This is a genomic window from Pseudomonas sp. Kh14 (assembly GCF_900291005.1).
GTDB lineage: Bacteria > Pseudomonadota > Gammaproteobacteria > Pseudomonadales > Pseudomonadaceae > Aquipseudomonas > Aquipseudomonas alloputida.
This window is the reverse complement of record NZ_OLKJ01000007.1, coordinates 1-16,634: the sequence shown is the minus strand read 5'-3', so window position 1 is coordinate 16,634 and position 16,634 is coordinate 1. Positions and strand designations below refer to the sequence as shown.

Below are 16,634 nucleotides of genomic sequence, written 5' to 3'. Positions count from 1 at the left end.
TATTCATTGAAAAACCGCCCAAATGAGGGCGGTTCTTCTTATCACTTCGACTTAGGCGAGATTGATGCCCAAAGCCTTGGCAATTCCTTCGCCGTAGGCCGGATCCGCCTTGAAGAAGTACTGTAACTGACGCTGGATCACGTCTTCGCTGACGCCCGCCATGGTACCGGCGATGTTGCTGATCAGCAGGGCCTTCTGCTCATCGTTCATCAAACGGAACAAAGCGCCGGCATGGCTGAAGTAGTCGGTGTCCTCGCGGTGATCGTAGCGATCAGCCGAACCATTCATGGCCAATGCTGGCTCAACATGACGTGGCGACTGTTTCGGGGCATCGCTGTAGCTGTTTGGCTCGTAGTTCGGTGCACTACCGTAACTGCCGGTGGCCATCGAGCCGTCACGCTGGTAGCTGTTCACCGGGCAGCGTGGCGCGTTGACTGGCAATTGCTGGTGGTTGGTACCCACGCGATAGCGGTGCGCGTCAGCGTAGGCGAATACACGGCCTTGCAGCATGCGGTCCGGCGAAAGACCGACGCCGGGCACCATATTGCTCGGCCCGAACGCGGCCTGCTCGACCTCCGCAAAATAGTTCAGCGGGTTACGGTTGAGCTCCAGTACACCCACCTCGATGAGCGGATAATCCTTCTGCGACCAGGTCTTGGTCACGTCGAATGGGTTCTCATCGCGGCTGGCAGCCTCGGCTTCGCTCATCACCTGAATGCAGACAGTCCAGCGCGGGTAGTCGCCACGCTCGATGGCCTCGAAGAGGTCGCGCTGAGCGTAGTCCGGGTCGGTACCTGCCAGGCGTGCAGCGTCTGCCGGGGTGAGGTTCTTGATGCCTTGTTGGGTCTTGAAGTGCCACTTGACCCAAGTGCGCTCACCCTTTGCATTGATCAGGCTGTAGGTGTGGCTGCCAAAGCCATGCATGTGACGGTAGCCGTCCGGAATGCCACGGTCGGAAAACAGGATGGTGACCTGATGCAGCGCTTCTGGGGAGTGCGACCAGAAGTCCCACATCATCTGAGCATTCTTCAGGTTGGACTGCGGGTGGCGCTTCTGGGTGTGGATAAAGTCCGGGAACTTCAGTGGATCACGAATGAAGAACACTGGCGTGTTGTTACCGACGATGTCCCAGTTACCTTCTTCGGTGTAGAACTTCACCGCGAAGCCACGCGGGTCACGCTCGGTATCTGCAGAGCCGCGCTCGCCACCAACGGTGGAGAACCGTAAGAAAGTCTCGGTTTGTTTACCGACCTCTTCGAACAGCTTGGCGCTGGTATAGCCGGTGATATCGTGAGTAACGGTAAAGGTACCGTAGGCGCCCGAGCCTTTGGCATGGACGCGGCGCTCAGGAATGTTCTCGCGGTTGAAATGGGCGAGCTTCTCGATCAGGTGGAAGTCGTCGAGCAGCAGCGGACCGCGCGGGCCAGCGGAGCGGGAGTTCTGGTTGTCGGCTACAGGTGCACCGCTAGCGGTGGTGAGAATCTTGCTCATGGGCTCTCCTTTTCGTTCTTCAAGGGCCGGCTAATCGGCTGTAGAGAGAGTATTGACGAGCAAGATTACAGGGACAAATTCATTACATGACTTAAATCAATAGAGATAAACAATAGATGTACAAACAAAAAACCGGGCACTAGGCCCGGTTTTCTGTAGCAGACAGAACGTCTTACTCAGCAGCTTCTACAGCACCGCCGACCGGACGATCAACCAGCTCGACGTACGCCATAGGCGCGTTGTCGCCAGCGCGGAAACCGCACTTCAGGATGCGCAGGTAGCCGCCCTGACGGGTGGCGTAACGCTTGCCCAGGTCGTTGAACAGTTTGCCAACAGCGGACTTCGAACGGGTACGGTCGAAGGCCAGACGACGGTTAGCAACGCTGTCTTCCTTGGCCAGGGTGATCAGCGGCTCGGCAACGCGGCGCAGTTCCTTGGCTTTCGGCAGGGTGGTTTTGATCAGCTCGTGCTCGATCAGCGACACTGCCATGTTCTGGAACATAGCCTTGCGGTGAGAGCTGGTACGGCTCAGGTGACGTCCACTTTTACGATGACGCATGATTCATTCCTTACCAAACACTACGTTCGGTGATTACGACGATCAGGCGGTCGCCTTGTCGTCTTTCTTAAGACTTGCAGGCGGCCAGTTGTCGAGGCGCATGCCGAGAGACAGACCACGAGAGGCCAGAACGTCCTTGATTTCAGTCAGGGACTTCTTACCCAGGTTAGGAGTCTTCAACAGCTCTACTTCGGTACGCTGAATCAGGTCGCCGATGTAGTAGATGTTCTCCGCCTTGAGGCAGTTGGCCGAACGTACAGTCAGTTCCAGGTCGTCAACCGGACGCAGCAGGATCGGATCGATCTCGTCTTCCTGCTCGACTACGACAGGCTCGCTGTCACCTTTGAGGTCGACGAACGCAGCCAACTGCTGTTGCAGAATGGTCGCAGCGCGGCGGATAGCCTCTTCAGGATCCAGGGTGCCGTTGGTTTCCAGATCAATGACCAGTTTGTCCAGGTTGGTACGCTGTTCAACACGGGCGTTCTCGACCACATAGGCGATACGACGCACCGGGCTGAAGGAGGCGTCCAACTGCAGACGGCCAATGCTACGGCTTTCGTCTTCGTCGGTTTGACGGGAGTCGGCCGGCTCGTAACCACGACCACGAGCTACAGTGAGCTTCATGTTCAGAGCGCCGTTCGACGCCAGGTTCGCGATTACGTGATCGGGGTTGACGATCTCGACATCGTGATCCAGCTGAATATCGGCAGCGGTAACCACCCCCGAACCCTTTTTCGACAAGGTCAGCGTAACTTCGTCACGACCATGCAGTTTGATAGCGAGACCTTTCAGGTTCAACAGGATTTCAATTACGTCTTCCTGAACACCTTCGATCGCGGAGTACTCATGGAGTACGCCATCGATCTCGGCCTCGACTACTGCACAGCCAGGCATGGAGGACAACAGGATGCGGCGCAGCGCGTTGCCCAGGGTATGGCCGAAACCACGCTCGAGAGGCTCGAGCGTAATTTTGGCGCGGGTCGGACTGACTACCTGCACATCAATGTGGCGGGGAGTCAGGAACTCATTTACCGAAATCTGCATGGATGCACCTATTTTCTAGCCCTTACTTGGAGTAGAGCTCGACAATCAGGTTTTCGTTGATGTCGGCAGACAGGTCGCTGCGAGCAGGAACGTTCTTGAAAACGCCCGACTTTTTAGCAGCATCCACGTCAACCCACTCAACGCGGCCACGCTGGGCGCACAGTTCAAGGGCTTGAACAATGCGCAACTGGCCCAGCGATTTCTCGCGGACTGCGACCACGTCACCCGGACGAACTTGGTAGGATGGAATGTTTACAGTCTTACCGTTGACGCTGATCGCTTTGTGCGAAACCAGCTGACGGGACTCGGAACGAGTCGAGCCGAAGCCCATACGGTAAACGACGTTATCCAGACGGCACTCGAGCAGTTGCAGCAGGTTTTCACCGGTTGCGCCTTTTTTCGAGGCAGCAGCTTGGTAGTAACCGCGGAACTGACGCTCCAGAACACCGTAGATACGACGGACTTTTTGTTTCTCACGCAGCTGGGTGCCGTAGTCGGACTGACGGCCACGGCGCTGGCCGTGGATACCTGGGGCTGCTTCGATATTGCACTTCGATTCCAGAGCGCGAACGCCGCTCTTCAGGAAAAGATCAGTGCCTTCACGACGAGACAGTTTGCATTTTGGACCAATGTAACGTGCCATTCTTCTGTCTCCTGATTACACGCGACGCTTCTTCGGCGGACGGCACCCGTTGTGCGGGATTGGCGTCACGTCGGTGATGCTGGCGATCTTGTAGCCGCAGCTGTTCAATGCACGAACGGCGGACTCACGACCTGGACCTGGACCCTTGACGTTAACGTCGAGGTTCTTCAGACCGTATTCCAGCGCAGCTTGACCAGCACGCTCAGCAGCGATCTGAGCTGCGAACGGGGTGGATTTGCGCGAACCACGGAAACCCGAACCACCGGAGGTCGCCCAGGACAAAGCATTGCCCTGACGGTCGGTGATGGTCACGATGGTGTTGTTGAAAGAAGCATGGATGTGGGCGATGCCATCAACCACTGTCTTTTTGACTTTCTTACGAGGACGAGCAGCAGGTTTTGCCATGTCTATATTCCTGGGCGATTACTTGCGGATCGGCTTACGCGGGCCCTTACGGGTGCGTGCGTTGGTCTTGGTGCGCTGACCGCGAACCGGCAGACCTTTACGATGACGCAGGCCGCGGTAGCAACCCAGGTCCATCAAGCGCTTGATCTTCATGTTGATGTCACGACGCAGGTCACCTTCGGTGGTGAACTTCGCGACTTCGCCACGCAGGGTTTCGATTTGCTCGTCGCTCAGATCCTTGATCTTAGCGGCTGGGTTTACACCAGCGTCTGCACAAATCTTCTGTGCAGTTGTGCGACCGACACCATAGATGTAGGTCAGCGAGATAACAGTATGCTTGTTATCTGGAATGTTGACGCCTGCAATACGGGCCATTCAGTGGGACTCCAATTGACAGCTACCTACGCCCCGGAAGCCAAGAAATAGGGCGCGAGATAATATCGCTGTAGAAACGAATAATCAACCCAGCAGCACACTAGCTGCTGGGTTTGAAGCGCAGATCACACTCAGCCTTGGCGCTGTTTGTGACGCGGTTCCGCGCTGCAGATCACTCGTACGACGCCTTCGCGACGGATGATCTTGCAGTTACGGCACAGCTTTTTCACCGATGCACGAACTTTCATTACCGACTCCTCGAACCTTAGGGGCGTATCAGCGCAGCAAACCGCTGCCACCGTAGCCTTTCAGGTTGGCTTTCTTCATCAGGGATTCGTACTGGTGCGAAACGAGGTGCGATTGTACTTGGGACATGAAGTCCATCACAACCACTACCACAATCAGCAACGAGGTCCCGCCAAGGTAGAACGGCACATTTGCTGCCACCACCAGGAACTGGGGCAGAAGGCAGACGGCCATCATGTAAAGAGCACCGAACATGGTCAAACGGGTCAGAACGCCATCAATGTAGCGCGCCGACTGCTCACCAGGACGGATACCCGGAATAAAGGCACCGGACTTCTTCAGGTTTTCCGCTACGTCTTTCGGGTTGAACATCAACGCTGTGTAGAAGAAGCAGAAGAAAATGATCCCTGCACTAAACAGCAGAATATTCAACGGCTGACCAGGAGCGATCGACTGCGAGATGTCCTGCAGCCAGCCCATACCTTCGGACTGACCAAACCAGGCACCCAGCGAAGCCGGGAACAGCAGAATGCTGCTCGCGAAAATGGCCGGGATAACCCCCGCCATGTTCACTTTCAGCGGCAAGTGGCTAGTCTGCGCAGCGAAGACCTTACGGCCCTGCTGACGCTTGGCGTAATGAACGGCGATACGACGCTGACCACGCTCAATGAACACCACAAAACCGATAATCGCTACTGCCAGCAGACCGATGGCGACCAGGGCGAAAATGTTGATATCGCCTGTGCGTGCAGACTCGAAAGACTGCCCGATTGCTCTCGGAAGACCGGCAACGATACCCGCGAAAATCAACATCGAGATACCGTTGCCCACACCGCGCTCGGTGATCTGCTCGCCCAGCCACATCATGAACATCGCGCCTGCCACGAAAGTGGAAACAGCGACGACATGGAAGCCCAGGCCTACAGAAAACGCCACGCCCTGGTTGGCCAGGCCAATGGACATGCCAATGGCTTGGACCAGTGCCAGGATAACGGTGCCGTAGCGGGTGTACTGGCTGATCTTGCGACGGCCAGCTTCACCTTCCTTCTTCAACTGCTCCAGTTGCGGGCTGACCGCCGTCATCAACTGCATGATGATCGATGCCGAAATGTACGGCATGATCCCCAGTGCAAAGATGCTCATGCGCTCGAGCGCGCCACCGGAAAACATGTTGAACAAGCTAAGAATGGTCCCCTCATTCTGCCGAAACAGATCCGCCAGACGGTCCGGATTGATGCCGGGAACCGGGATATGCGCACCTATCCGATAGACGATGATCGCCATGAACAGAAAGCGCAGACGAGCCCAGAGTTCCGACATCCCGCCCTTACCGAGCGAAGAGAGAGCACCTTGCTTAGCCATTTATTCCTCGAATTTGCCGCCAGCTGCTTCGATAGCCGCACGCGCACCCTTGGTGGCTGCGATACCCTTGATGGTGACTGCGCGAGTAACTTCGCCAGACAGCATGATTTTCACACGCTGAATGTGCTGGTTGATCACGTTGGCATCCTTCAGGGATTGCACGGAGATCACGTCGCCTTCCACTTTGGCCAGCTCGGACAGACGCACTTCAGCGCGGTCCATGGCTTTCAGGGAAACGAAGCCGAACTTCGGCAGGCGACGGTGCAGCGGCTGTTGACCGCCTTCGAAGCCAGGAGCGATCGAACCACCCGAACGGGAAGTCTGACCTTTGTGGCCACGGCCGCCGGTCTTACCCAGACCGCTACCGATACCACGACCTGGACGATGCTTCTCGCGACGGGAACCCGGCGCTGGACTCAGATCATTGAGTTTCATCGATTAGCCCTCGACCTTCAGCATGTAGTAAGCCTTGTTGATCATCCCGCGGTTCTCGGGAGTATCCTGGACTTCTACAGTGTGACCGATGCGACGCAGACCCAGGCCTTTAACACACAGCTTGTGGTTAGGCAGACGGCCCGAGACGCTCTTGATCAGCGTTACTTTTACGGTTGCCATGATCAGAAGATCTCCTCGACGCTCTTGCCACGCTTGGCGGCAATGGATTCAGGAGATTGCATGGCTTTCAGACCCTTGAAGGTGGCGTAAACCACGTTCACTGGGTTGGTCGAACCGTAGCACTTGGCCAGAACGTTCTGAACACCAGCAACTTCCAGGACAGCACGCATTGCGCCACCGGCGATGATACCGGTACCTTCCGAGGCAGGCTGCATGTAAACCTTCGAGGCGCCGTGGGCAGCCTTGGTGGCGTACTGCAGGGTGGTGCCCTTCAGGTCAACCTGGATCATGTTGCGGCGAGCAGCTTCCATGGCTTTCTGGATCGCGGCTGGTACTTCGCGCGACTTGCCACGGCCGAAGCCAACACGACCTTTACCATCACCAACCACGGTCAGCGCGGTGAAGGTGAAGATACGGCCGCCTTTTACGGTTTTGGCAACGCGGTTAACTTGAACCAGCTTCTCGATGTAGCCTTCGTCGCGCTTTTGATCGTTATTTGCCATAACTTAGAACTCCAGCCCGCCTTCACGAGCAGCATCAGCCAGCGCTTTGACGCGGCCATGGTACTTGAAGCCGGAACGGTCAAAGGCAACTTGAGATACACCGGCGGCTTTCGCACGCTCAGCTACCAGCTTGCCAACCTTAGTGGCCGCGTCGATGTTGCCAGTGGCGCCATCACGCAGGTCTTTGTCCAAGGTCGAGGCGCTTGCCAGAACCTTGCTGCCGTCGGCCGAAATGACCTGGGCGTAGATGTGCTGCGAGGAGCGGAACACGCACAGGCGCACGACTTCGAGTTCGTGCATCTTGAGACGTGCTTTGCGAGCGCGACGCAGTCGAATAACTTTTTTGTCGGTCATTTACTAGGCCCTACTTCTTCTTGGCTTCTTTACGACGGACTACTTCGTCCGCGTAACGCACACCTTTACCTTTGTAAGGCTCTGGCGGACGGAAGTCGCGGATTTCAGCGGCCACCTGACCTACCAGCTGCTTGTCGATACCCTTGATCAGGATGTCGGTCTGGCTAGGTGTTTCAGCGGTGATACCGGCTGGCAGTTCGTAGTCCACTGGGTGAGAGAAGCCCAGGGCCAGGTTCAGGACGGTGCCTTTAGCCTGTGCCTTGTAACCAACACCGACCAGCTGGAGCTTGCGCTCGAAGCCTTGGCTTACGCCTTGGACCATGTTGTTGACCAGAGCGCGGGTGGTACCGGCCATGGCACGAGCTTGCTGGTCACCATTGCGAGCGACGAAACGCAGCTCACCAGACTCTTCGGTAACTTCAACAGACGAGTGAACGTTCAGTTCGAGAGTACCTTTGGCACCCTTCACCGAAAGCTGCTGGCCGGCGAATTTGACTTCGACACCGGATGGCAGCTTAACGGGGTTCTTAGCGACGCGAGACATGTCTATCCCCCCTTAGAACACTGTGCACAGAACTTCGCCGCCGACACCGGCAGCGCGCGCAGCGCGATCAGTCATCACACCTTTGTTGGTGGAGACGATAGACACGCCCAGACCGCCACGTACTTTCGGCAGATCGGTGACGGCCTTGTACTGGCGCAGGCCTGGACGGCTGGAGCGCTTCAGTTCCTCGATGACCGGACGGCCTTCGAAGTACTTCAGTTCGATCGACAGGGAAGGCTTGGCCTCACCAGTTACCTGGTAGCCAGCGATGTAACCTTCGTCCTTCAGAACTTTGGCAACCGCGACCTTCAGGGTAGAGGAAGGCATGCTTACGACGGACTTTTCAGCCATCTGGGCATTACGGATGCGAGTTAGCATGTCCGCTAACGGGTCCTGCATACTCATGGGCTAGATGCTCCTGATACAAGAATTATTAGCCTTGCGGCTATGACAACCACCCGAACGGTTTGGGCAAAAACCCAGGCTCAGGTGAGCCGGTCATTCTAGACACAAGGCAGAAACGAAACAAGCCCCATATAGGGGCTTGTTTGTTGGCAAGGTCACCGGCGGTCGGAAGATTGCTCCCCTTCCACCCGTGCCTTGCCTGCAGCGATTACCAGGAGGCCTTGACCAGGCCTGGTACGTCACCGCGCATTGCAGCTTGACGCAGCATGTTACGGCCCAGGCCGAACTTACGGTATACACCGTGAGGACGACCGGTCAGGCGGCAACGGTTGCGCAGGCGCGAGGCGCTAGCGTCGCGTGGCTGCTTCTGCAGAGCGACAACGGCAGCGAAACGCTCTTCTGGAGAGGCGTTCAGGTTGACGATGGTCGCTTTCAGCTCAGCACGCTTCTTAGCGAACTTTGCTACCGTGAGCTGACGCTTCAGCTCGCGGTTTTTCATGCTCTTCTTGGCCATTTTCCTACTCCAATCAGTTGCGGAACGGGAACTTGAAAGCACGCAGCAGAGCGCGGCCTTCGTCGTCCGAACGAGCAGTGGTGGTCAGGGTGATGTCCAAACCGCGCAGAGCATCGATCTTGTCGTAGTCGATTTCCGGGAAGATGATCTGCTCTTTCACGCCCATGCTGTAGTTGCCACGACCATCGAAGGACTTGGCATTCAGGCCGCGGAAGTCGCGAACCCGAGGCAGGGAGATCGCCAGCAGGCGGTCCAGGAATTCGTACATCTTGTCGCTACGCAGGGTCACCTTGACGCCGATCGGCCAGCCTTCGCGGACTTTGAAGCCAGCGATGGATTTGCGAGCGAAAGTCACGACCGGCTTTTGACCGGTGATCTTTTCCAGGTCGGCAACAGCGTGCTCGATGACTTTCTTGTCGCCGATCGCTTCGCCCAGACCCATGTTCAGGGTGATCTTGGTAACGCGCGGAACTTCCATCACGTTCGACAGCTTAAGTTCTTCCTTAAGCTTAGGAGCGATTTCGTTCCGGTAAATCTCTTTCAGTCGTGCCATGGTCTTCTACCTAGCAGTGTTCAAGCATCAACCGCTTTTTGGGTCGACTTGAAGACACGAATTTTTTTACCGTCTTCTACTTTGAAACCAACGCGGTCAGCCTTGTTGGTTTCACCGTTGAAGATGGCAACGTTGGAAGCGTGCAGAGGCGCTTCTTTCTCGACGATACCGCCCTGTACGCCCGCCATCGGGTTAGGCTTGGTATGACGCTTGACCAGGTTCACGCCACCGATAACCAGACGGTCATCAGCCAGAACCTTCAGCACCTTACCGCGCTTACCTTTGTCTTTGCCGGCGATCACGATGATCTCGTCGTCACGACGAATCTTTTGCATGTCGGATCTCCTTACAGCACTTCAGGGGCGAGCGAGACGATCTTCATGAACTTCTCAGTACGAAGTTCACGGGTCACTGGCCCGAAGATGCGAGTGCCGATCGGCTCTTGCTTGTTGTTCAGCAGAACAGCAGCGTTGCCGTCGAAACGAATGATGGAACCGTCAGCGCGACGAACACCGTGACGGGTACGTACGACGACAGCGGTCATCACTTGGCCTTTTTTGACCTTACCGCGCGGAATTGCTTCCTTGACGGTTACTTTGATGATGTCACCGATACCGGCGTAACGGCGGTGCGAACCGCCGAGTACCTTGATGCACATGACGCGACGAGCGCCGCTGTTATCGGCCACATCGAGCATGGATTGAGTCTGAATCATAAAATTTCTCCGACCCTTAGCCCTTAGACTTCAACAGCGCGTTCGAGGACTTCAACCAGTGCCCAGGACTTGGTCTTGGCCAGCGGACGGGTTTCACGGATGGAAACCTTGTCGCCGATCTTGCACTGGTTGGCTTCGTCGTGCGCGTGCAGCTTAGTCGAACGCTTAACGTATTTACCGTAGATCGGGTGCTTTACGCGACGCTCGATCAGAACGGTGATGGTCTTGTCCATTTTGTCGCTGACGACACGGCCAGTCAGCGTACGGACGGTTTTTTCAGCTTCAGCCATGATCACTTACCTGCCTGCTGGTTGAGCACAGTTTTCACGCGAGCGATGTCACGCTTAACTTGCGAGAGCAGGTGCGACTGCCCCAACTGGCCAGTTGCTTTCTGCATACGCAGATTGAACTGGTCGCGCAGCAAGCCGAGCAGTTGCTCGTTCAGTTGCTGTGCCGATTTTTCACGAAGTTCATTCGCTTTCATCACATCACCGTCCGCTTAACAAAGGAGGTGGCGAGAGGCAGCTTTGCAGCAGCCAGGGCGAAAGCTTCGCGCGCCAGCTCTTCAGAAACACCCTCGATCTCGTACAGGACTTTGCCTGGCTGAATCTGGGCAACCCAGTATTCCACGGAGCCCTTACCTTTACCCATACGAACCTCAAGAGGTTTTTTGGAGATCGGCTTGTCCGGGAACACACGGATCCAGATCTTACCGCCACGCTTAACGTGACGGGTCAGCGCACGACGTGCGGACTCGATCTGGCGAGCGGTGAGGCGACCGCGAGCAACAGCTTTCAGGGCGAATTCGCCGAAGCTGACTTTGCTACCGCGCAGTGCCAGACCACGGTTGTGGCCAGTCATCTGCTTGCGGAATTTTGTACGCTTTGGTTGCAACATTTGGCGTACCCCTTACTTAGCAGCTTTTTTACGAGGCGCTGGTGCTTGTGGTTTCAGTTCTTCTTGGCGACCACCAATAACTTCGCCTTTGAAGATCCAAACCTTCACACCGATCACACCGTAAGTGGTGTGAGCTTCGTAGGTGTTGTAGTCGATATCGGCACGCAGGGTGTGCAGAGGCACACGACCTTCGCGATACCACTCGGTACGAGCAATCTCAGCACCGCCGAGACGACCGCTCACCTGGATCTTGATGCCCTTGGCACCAATACGCATGGCGTTCTGTACCGCGCGCTTCATGGCGCGACGGAACATTACACGGCGTTCCAGCTGCTGAGCTACGCTCTGCGCAACCAGCATAGCGTCGAGTTCCGGCTTGCGGATCTCTTCGATGTTGATGTGCACAGGCACACCCATCTGCTTGGTCAGGTCCTGACGCAGCTTCTCGACATCTTCACCTTTCTTACCGATAACGATACCGGGACGAGCGGTGTGGATGGTGATGCGTGCAGTTTGAGCCGGACGATGAATATCGATACGGCTTACGGACGCGCTTTTTAGTTTGTCTTGGAGGTACTCACGCGTTTTCAGATCCTTCAACAGGTAATCTGCGTAAGTAGCACCGTCTGCGTACCAGACGGAGGTGTGCTCCTTGACGATTCCCAGGCGAATGCCAGTGGGATGTACTTTCTGACCCATCTGATCGACTCCGTTACTTGTCCGCAACCTTGACAGTGATATGGCAAGACCGCTTGACGATGCGATCAGCACGGCCTTTGGCACGTGGCATGATGCGCTTCAGCGAACGCCCTTCGTTGACGAAGACGGTGGAGACCTTCAGGTCATCAACGTCTGCGCCTTCGTTGTGTTCGGCGTTGGCTACGGCCGACTCGAGGACTTTCTTCATGATTTCAGCGGCTTTTTTGCTGCTGAAGGCCAACAGGTTGAGCGCTTCGCCCACCTTCTTCCCGCGGATCTGGTCGGCGACCAAGCGGGCTTTCTGGGCGGAGATGCGAGCGCCCGACAACTTAGCGGCTACTTCCATTTCCTTACCCCTTAACGCTTGGCTTTCTTGTCAGCCACGTGCCCGCGATAGGTGCGGGTACCGGCGAACTCGCCCAGTTTGTGGCCGACCATGTCTTCGTTCACGAGAACTGGGACATGCTGGCGACCGTTGTGAACCGCGATGGTCAGACCGACCATTTGTGGCAGGATCATCGAACGGCGCGACCAGGTTTTAACTGGCTTGCGATCGTTCTTCTCCACCGCCACTTCGACCTTCTTCAACAGGTGAAGATCGATAAAAGGACCTTTTTTCAGAGAACGTGGCACTGTCGTATCCCTCTAGTTACTTGCGACGACGGACGATCATGTTGTCGGTACGCTTATTACCACGGGTTTTAGCACCCTTGGTTGGGAAGCCCCATGGCGATACCGGATGACGACCACCGGAGGTACGACCTTCACCACCACCGTGTGGGTGGTCAACCGGGTTCATGGCAACACCACGAACGGTTGGGCGAACGCCGCGCCAGCGTTTGGCACCAGCTTTACCCAGCGAACGCAGGCTGTGCTCGGAGTTCGAGACTTCGCCCAGGGTCGCACGGCACTCAGCCAGGACTTTACGCATTTCACCAGAGCGCAGACGCAGGGTCACGTAGACACCTTCGCGAGCGATCAGCTGAGCCGAAGCACCAGCGGAACGAGCGATCTGAGCACCTTTACCCGGCTTCAGTTCGATGCCGTGAATGGTGCTACCTACTGGAATGTTGCGCAGCTGCAGGGAGTTACCGGCCTTGATTGGGGCCAGGGCACCTGCGATCAGCTGGTCGCCAGCGCTCACGCCTTTAGGCGCGATGATGTAGCGACGCTCACCGTCTGCGTAGCACAGCAGGGCGATGTGAGCAGTACGGTTTGGATCGTATTCGATACGCTCGACAGTGGCTGGAATGCCATCTTTGTCGTTGCGACGGAAGTCGACCAGACGGTAATGCTGCTTGTGACCACCACCAACGTGACGAGTGGTAATGCGGCCATTGTTGTTACGACCACCAGACTTCGATTTTTTCTCGATCAGCGGTGCGTGAGGAGCGCCTTTGTGCAGCTCCTTGTTGACCACCTTGACCACGAAACGGCGGCCAGGGGAAGTCGGTTTGCATTTAACGATTGCCATGATGCACCCCTTCCTTACTCAGCACTGCTGCTGAAATCGAGATCTTGGCCTGGCTGAAGGGAGACGATCGCCTTCTTCCAGTCATTACGCTTGCCCAGACCACGTGCGGTACGCTTGGTTTTACCCAGAACGTTAACAGTCGACACGTTTTCAACTTTTACGTTGAACAGGCCTTCGACAGCTTTCTTGATTTCCAGCTTGGTTGCATCAGTAGCAACCTTGAATACGAACTGGCCTTTTTTCTCAGCCAGAACGGTAGCCTTCTCGGAAACGTGCGGGCCAAGGAGGACTTTGAATACGCGTTCCTGGTTCATCCCAGCAGCTCCTCGAATTTCTTCACGGCCGAGACAGTGATCAACACTTTCTCGTATGCGATCAGACTGACCGGGTCGGAACCTTGTACGTCACGTACGTCGACGTGCGGCAGGTTACGAGCAGCCAGGTACAGGTTCTGATCAACAGCGTCGGAAACGATCAGTACATCGCTCAGACCCATGCCGTTCAGCTTGTTCAGCAGATCTTTGGTTTTCGGTGCTTCAACAGCGAAGTCCTGAACCACGACCAGACGGTCGCTACGCACCAGCTCAGCGAGGATGGAGCGCAGAGCTGCGCGATACATCTTCTTGTTGAGCTTTTGCGAGTGATCTTGAGGGCGAGCTGCGAAGGTTACACCACCGCCACGCCAGATCGGACCACGAGTGGTACCAGCACGAGCACGGCCAGTACCCTTCTGACGCCATGGGCGCTTACCGCCACCAGCCACGTCGGAACGGGTCTTCTGCTGCTTGGTGCCCTGACGGCCGCCGGCCATGTAGGCCACGACTGCTTGGTGAACCAGCGTCTCGTTGAATTCGCCACCGAAAGTCAGTTCGGAAACTTCGATCGCCTGAGCGTCATTTACATTAAGTTGCATGTCAGTTTCCCCTTAACCGCGAGCCTTGACAGCTGGACGTACAACCACGTCGCCGCCAGTAGCGCCAGGTACGGCACCCTTGATCAGCAGCAGGTTGCGTTCAGCGTCTACGCGAACTACTTCCAGGGACTGAACAGTCACGCGCTCGGCGCCCATGTGACCGGACATTTTCTTGCCCTTGAACACACGACCAGGAGTCTGGCACTGGCCGATGGAACCAGGAACACGGTGCGACACGGAGTTACCGTGGGTGTTGTCCTGACCACGGAAGTTCCAGCGCTTGATGGTACCGGCGAAGCCTTTACCTTTGGACTGACCAGTAACGTCAACCAGCTGGCCTGCAGTGAAGAGTTCAGCTTTGATCAGATCGCCAGCCTGGAAATCGCCTTCTTCAAGACGGAACTCCCAAACACCGCGACCAGCGGCAACGTTGGCCTTGGCGAAGTGGCCTGCCTGAGCGGCAGTCACACGCGAAGCACGACGCTCGCCGACAGTGACTTGCACTGCACGGTAGCCATCGGTTTCTTCAGTTTTGAACTGGGTGACGCGATTCGGCTCGATCTCAATGACCGTGACCGGAATGGAGACACCTTCTTCGGTGAAAATGCGGGTCATACCGCACTTGCGACCGATTACACCAATAGTCATGTTGTAAACCTCATGAGTGTACGGGGCTTTCACCCGCTATGGCCGCCCATTTCAGAGCGTTACACGACTAGACCGAAGTCTTAGCCGAGGCTGATCTGTACTTCCACACCTGCCGCCAGATCAAGCTTCATCAGCGCATCAACGGTTTTATCCGTTGGCTGGACGATGTCCAGAACACGCTTATGAGTGCGAATCTCGTACTGGTCACGCGCGTCTTTGTTGACGTGCGGGGAGACCAGAACGGTGAAACGCTCTTTGCGGGTAGGCAGTGGAATTGGACCACGCACTTGTGCACCAGTACGTTTCGCGGTTTCCACGATTTCCTGGGTGGATTGGTCGATCAGGCGATGGTCGAAAGCCTTCAACCTGATACGGATTTGCTGATTTTGCATTGGATTTCAGACTCCAGGCTGTTCCCAACGGACGCACTACGCCCGCTAAAAGGAGGCGTGATTCTATAGACGCCCCCAATTAGTGTCAACCCAATAAAAAAAACCCCCGCTGAGCGGGGGTTTTTTCAATCGGTCGAGTGATTACTCGATGATTTTTGCCACAACGCCGGCGCCGACGGTACGACCGCCTTCACGGATAGCGAAGCGCAGACCGTCTTCCATTGCGATGGTCTTGATCAGGGTAACAGTCATCTGAATGTTGTCACCTGGCATTACCATTTCAACGCCTTCCGGCAGTTCGCAGTTACCGGTCACGTCAGTGGTACGGAAGTAGAACTGTGGACGGTAGCCTTTGAAGAACGGAGTGTGACGGCCGCCTTCTTCCTTCGACAGGACGTAGACTTCTGCGGTGAACTTGGTGTGCGGCTTGACCGAACCTGGCTTGACCAGAACCTGGCCACGCTCAACGTCGTCACGCTTGGTACCACGCAGCAGAACGCCGCAGTTCTCGCCAGCACGACCTTCGTCCAGCAGCTTGCGGAACATCTCAACACCGGTGCAGGTGGTGGTGGTGGTGTCACGCAGACCAACGATTTCCAGCGGATCCTGAACGCGGACGATACCACGCTCGATACGACCGGTAACAACGGTACCACGACCCGAGATCGAGAACACGTCTTCGATTGGCATCAGGAACGGCTGGTCGATGGCACGAACTGGCTCAGGGATGTAGGCATCCAGAGTTTCTACCAGCTTCTTGACAGCGGTAGTGCCCATTTCGTTGTCGTCTTTGCCTTCCAGGGCCATACGAGCGGAACCGATNTCTACCAGCTTCTTGACAGCGGTAGTGCCCATTTCGTTGTCGTCTTTGCCTTCCAGGGCCATACGAGCGGAACCGATGATGATCGGAGTGTCGTCGCCTGGGAAGTCGTAGGTGGACAGCAGGTCGCGAACTTCCATCTCGACCAGTTCCAGCAGCTCAGCGTCGTCTACCAGGTCAGCCTTGTTCAGGAAGACCACGATGTACGGAACGCCTACCTGACGGGACAGCAGGATGTGCTCACGGGTTTGTGGCATCGGACCATCGGCGGCCGAGCAAACCAGGATAGCACCGTCCATCTGGGCAGCACCGGTGATCATGTTCTTCACGTAGTCAGCGTGACCTGGGCAGTCAACGTGAGCGTAGTGACGAATGTTCGAGTTGTACTCGACGTGAGCGGTGTTGATGGTGATACCGCGCGCTTTTTCTTCCGGAGCCGAGTCGATCTTGTCGAACTCAACGA

At 56.3% G+C, this 16,634-nt stretch carries 30 protein-coding genes; all 30 read right to left on the bottom strand.

Features of this window, described 5'->3' with window-relative positions; genetic code table 11:
* Positions 1-51 precede the first annotated feature (51 nt).
* Positions 52-1,491 carry a catalase gene (locus tag FQ668_RS01740; RefSeq protein ID WP_014589477.1) on the bottom strand — a complete coding sequence of 480 codons (1,440 nt, stop codon included), beginning with the start codon at positions 1,489-1,491 and terminating at the stop codon, positions 52-54.
* Between the two features lie 172 nt (positions 1,492-1,663).
* Entirely contained in the window at positions 1,664-2,050 is a 387-nt protein-coding gene (rplQ, locus tag FQ668_RS01735) for a 50S ribosomal protein L17 (RefSeq protein WP_003255451.1), read from the bottom strand.
* A gap of 42 nt (positions 2,051-2,092) precedes the next feature.
* Positions 2,093-3,094, bottom strand: coding sequence for a DNA-directed RNA polymerase subunit alpha (gene rpoA / locus FQ668_RS01730; protein ID WP_003255452.1), 1,002 nt, complete (start codon positions 3,092-3,094; stop codon positions 2,093-2,095).
* Positions 3,095-3,116: 22 nt separating this feature from the next.
* Positions 3,117-3,737 (bottom strand): 30S ribosomal protein S4, encoded by a 621-nt coding sequence (gene rpsD / locus FQ668_RS01725; protein ID WP_003255453.1) that lies wholly within the window; start codon positions 3,735-3,737, stop codon positions 3,117-3,119.
* A 15-nt stretch (positions 3,738-3,752) separates the two neighbouring features.
* A complete protein-coding gene (gene rpsK, locus FQ668_RS01720) occupies positions 3,753-4,142 on the bottom strand; it encodes a 30S ribosomal protein S11 (RefSeq protein WP_003255454.1) in 390 nt (129 codons plus the stop codon).
* 18 nt (positions 4,143-4,160) lie between these two features.
* Positions 4,161-4,517 (bottom strand): 30S ribosomal protein S13, encoded by a 357-nt coding sequence (gene rpsM, locus FQ668_RS01715; protein WP_003255457.1) that lies wholly within the window; start codon positions 4,515-4,517, stop codon positions 4,161-4,163.
* A gap of 131 nt (positions 4,518-4,648) precedes the next feature.
* Positions 4,649-4,765 carry a 50S ribosomal protein L36 gene (gene rpmJ, locus FQ668_RS01710; RefSeq protein ID WP_002555468.1) on the bottom strand — a complete coding sequence of 39 codons (117 nt, stop codon included), beginning with the start codon at positions 4,763-4,765 and terminating at the stop codon, positions 4,649-4,651.
* Positions 4,766-4,793: 28 nt separating this feature from the next.
* Positions 4,794-6,125 carry a preprotein translocase subunit SecY gene (gene secY / locus FQ668_RS01705; RefSeq protein WP_003257108.1) on the bottom strand — a complete coding sequence of 444 codons (1,332 nt, stop codon included), beginning with the start codon at positions 6,123-6,125 and terminating at the stop codon, positions 4,794-4,796.
* A complete protein-coding gene (gene rplO, locus FQ668_RS01700; RefSeq protein ID WP_003255461.1) occupies positions 6,126-6,560 on the bottom strand; it encodes a 50S ribosomal protein L15 in 435 nt (144 codons plus the stop codon). It abuts the gene before it with no gap.
* A gap of 3 nt (positions 6,561-6,563) precedes the next feature.
* On the bottom strand, positions 6,564-6,740 hold the full coding sequence (gene rpmD, locus FQ668_RS01695) for a 50S ribosomal protein L30 (RefSeq protein ID WP_003255463.1): 177 nt from the start codon (positions 6,738-6,740) through the stop codon (positions 6,564-6,566).
* 2 nt (positions 6,741-6,742) lie between these two features.
* Positions 6,743-7,243: a 30S ribosomal protein S5 gene (gene rpsE / locus FQ668_RS01690; RefSeq protein ID WP_003255465.1), complete on the bottom strand. Its 501-nt coding sequence runs from the start codon at positions 7,241-7,243 to the stop codon at positions 6,743-6,745.
* A 3-nt stretch (positions 7,244-7,246) separates the two neighbouring features.
* Positions 7,247-7,597, bottom strand: a complete 351-nt coding sequence (rplR, locus tag FQ668_RS01685; protein ID WP_003255467.1) for a 50S ribosomal protein L18 — start codon at positions 7,595-7,597, stop codon at positions 7,247-7,249.
* A gap of 10 nt (positions 7,598-7,607) precedes the next feature.
* Positions 7,608-8,141, bottom strand: coding sequence for a 50S ribosomal protein L6 (rplF, locus tag FQ668_RS01680; protein ID WP_003255469.1), 534 nt, complete (start codon positions 8,139-8,141; stop codon positions 7,608-7,610).
* 12 nt (positions 8,142-8,153) lie between these two features.
* The gene (gene rpsH, locus FQ668_RS01675) at positions 8,154-8,546 is read right to left on the bottom strand and encodes a 30S ribosomal protein S8 (protein ID WP_003255471.1); all 393 of its coding nucleotides are present in this window, start codon (positions 8,544-8,546) and stop codon (positions 8,154-8,156) included.
* A 208-nt stretch (positions 8,547-8,754) separates the two neighbouring features.
* On the bottom strand, positions 8,755-9,060 hold the full coding sequence (gene rpsN / locus FQ668_RS01670) for a 30S ribosomal protein S14 (protein ID WP_003255472.1): 306 nt from the start codon (positions 9,058-9,060) through the stop codon (positions 8,755-8,757).
* Between the two features lie 13 nt (positions 9,061-9,073).
* Positions 9,074-9,613 (bottom strand): 50S ribosomal protein L5, encoded by a 540-nt coding sequence (rplE, locus tag FQ668_RS01665; protein WP_003255474.1) that lies wholly within the window; start codon positions 9,611-9,613, stop codon positions 9,074-9,076.
* Between the two features lie 20 nt (positions 9,614-9,633).
* Complete coding sequence (gene rplX, locus FQ668_RS01660; protein WP_003255476.1) at positions 9,634-9,948, bottom strand: 50S ribosomal protein L24; 315 nt, start codon at positions 9,946-9,948, stop codon at positions 9,634-9,636.
* Between the two features lie 11 nt (positions 9,949-9,959).
* Positions 9,960-10,328 (bottom strand): 50S ribosomal protein L14, encoded by a 369-nt coding sequence (rplN, locus tag FQ668_RS01655; RefSeq protein ID WP_002555479.1) that lies wholly within the window; start codon positions 10,326-10,328, stop codon positions 9,960-9,962.
* 23 nt (positions 10,329-10,351) lie between these two features.
* Complete coding sequence (rpsQ, locus tag FQ668_RS01650) at positions 10,352-10,618, bottom strand: 30S ribosomal protein S17 (protein WP_003255478.1); 267 nt, start codon at positions 10,616-10,618, stop codon at positions 10,352-10,354.
* Between the two features lie 2 nt (positions 10,619-10,620).
* Positions 10,621-10,812 carry a 50S ribosomal protein L29 gene (gene rpmC, locus FQ668_RS01645; RefSeq protein ID WP_002555481.1) on the bottom strand — a complete coding sequence of 64 codons (192 nt, stop codon included), beginning with the start codon at positions 10,810-10,812 and terminating at the stop codon, positions 10,621-10,623.
* Positions 10,812-11,225, bottom strand: a complete 414-nt coding sequence (rplP, locus tag FQ668_RS01640) for a 50S ribosomal protein L16 (RefSeq protein ID WP_003255479.1) — start codon at positions 11,223-11,225, stop codon at positions 10,812-10,814. The genes rpmC and rplP overlap by 1 nt, the downstream gene beginning before the upstream one ends.
* 12 nt (positions 11,226-11,237) lie before the next feature.
* On the bottom strand, positions 11,238-11,924 hold the full coding sequence (rpsC, locus tag FQ668_RS01635) for a 30S ribosomal protein S3 (RefSeq protein WP_003255481.1): 687 nt from the start codon (positions 11,922-11,924) through the stop codon (positions 11,238-11,240).
* A gap of 13 nt (positions 11,925-11,937) precedes the next feature.
* A complete protein-coding gene (rplV, locus tag FQ668_RS01630; protein WP_003103908.1) occupies positions 11,938-12,270 on the bottom strand; it encodes a 50S ribosomal protein L22 in 333 nt (110 codons plus the stop codon).
* An 11-nt stretch (positions 12,271-12,281) separates the two neighbouring features.
* Positions 12,282-12,557, bottom strand: coding sequence for a 30S ribosomal protein S19 (rpsS, locus tag FQ668_RS01625; protein WP_003255482.1), 276 nt, complete (start codon positions 12,555-12,557; stop codon positions 12,282-12,284).
* A 16-nt stretch (positions 12,558-12,573) separates the two neighbouring features.
* Positions 12,574-13,398 (bottom strand): 50S ribosomal protein L2, encoded by an 825-nt coding sequence (rplB, locus tag FQ668_RS01620; RefSeq protein WP_003255483.1) that lies wholly within the window; start codon positions 13,396-13,398, stop codon positions 12,574-12,576.
* A 14-nt stretch (positions 13,399-13,412) separates the two neighbouring features.
* The gene (rplW, locus tag FQ668_RS01615; protein ID WP_003255484.1) at positions 13,413-13,712 is read right to left on the bottom strand and encodes a 50S ribosomal protein L23; all 300 of its coding nucleotides are present in this window, start codon (positions 13,710-13,712) and stop codon (positions 13,413-13,415) included.
* Positions 13,709-14,311, bottom strand: a complete 603-nt coding sequence (gene rplD / locus FQ668_RS01610) for a 50S ribosomal protein L4 (protein ID WP_003255485.1) — start codon at positions 14,309-14,311, stop codon at positions 13,709-13,711. The genes rplW and rplD overlap by 4 nt, the downstream gene beginning before the upstream one ends.
* A gap of 12 nt (positions 14,312-14,323) precedes the next feature.
* Complete coding sequence (gene rplC, locus FQ668_RS01605) at positions 14,324-14,959, bottom strand: 50S ribosomal protein L3 (RefSeq protein WP_003255486.1); 636 nt, start codon at positions 14,957-14,959, stop codon at positions 14,324-14,326.
* 80 nt (positions 14,960-15,039) lie between these two features.
* On the bottom strand, positions 15,040-15,351 hold the full coding sequence (rpsJ, locus tag FQ668_RS01600; protein WP_003186070.1) for a 30S ribosomal protein S10: 312 nt from the start codon (positions 15,349-15,351) through the stop codon (positions 15,040-15,042).
* Between the two features lie 141 nt (positions 15,352-15,492).
* Positions 15,493-16,634 (bottom strand): elongation factor Tu (tuf, locus tag FQ668_RS01595; RefSeq protein WP_144179853.1); only part of this gene is annotated, 1,142 nt, incomplete at its 5' end.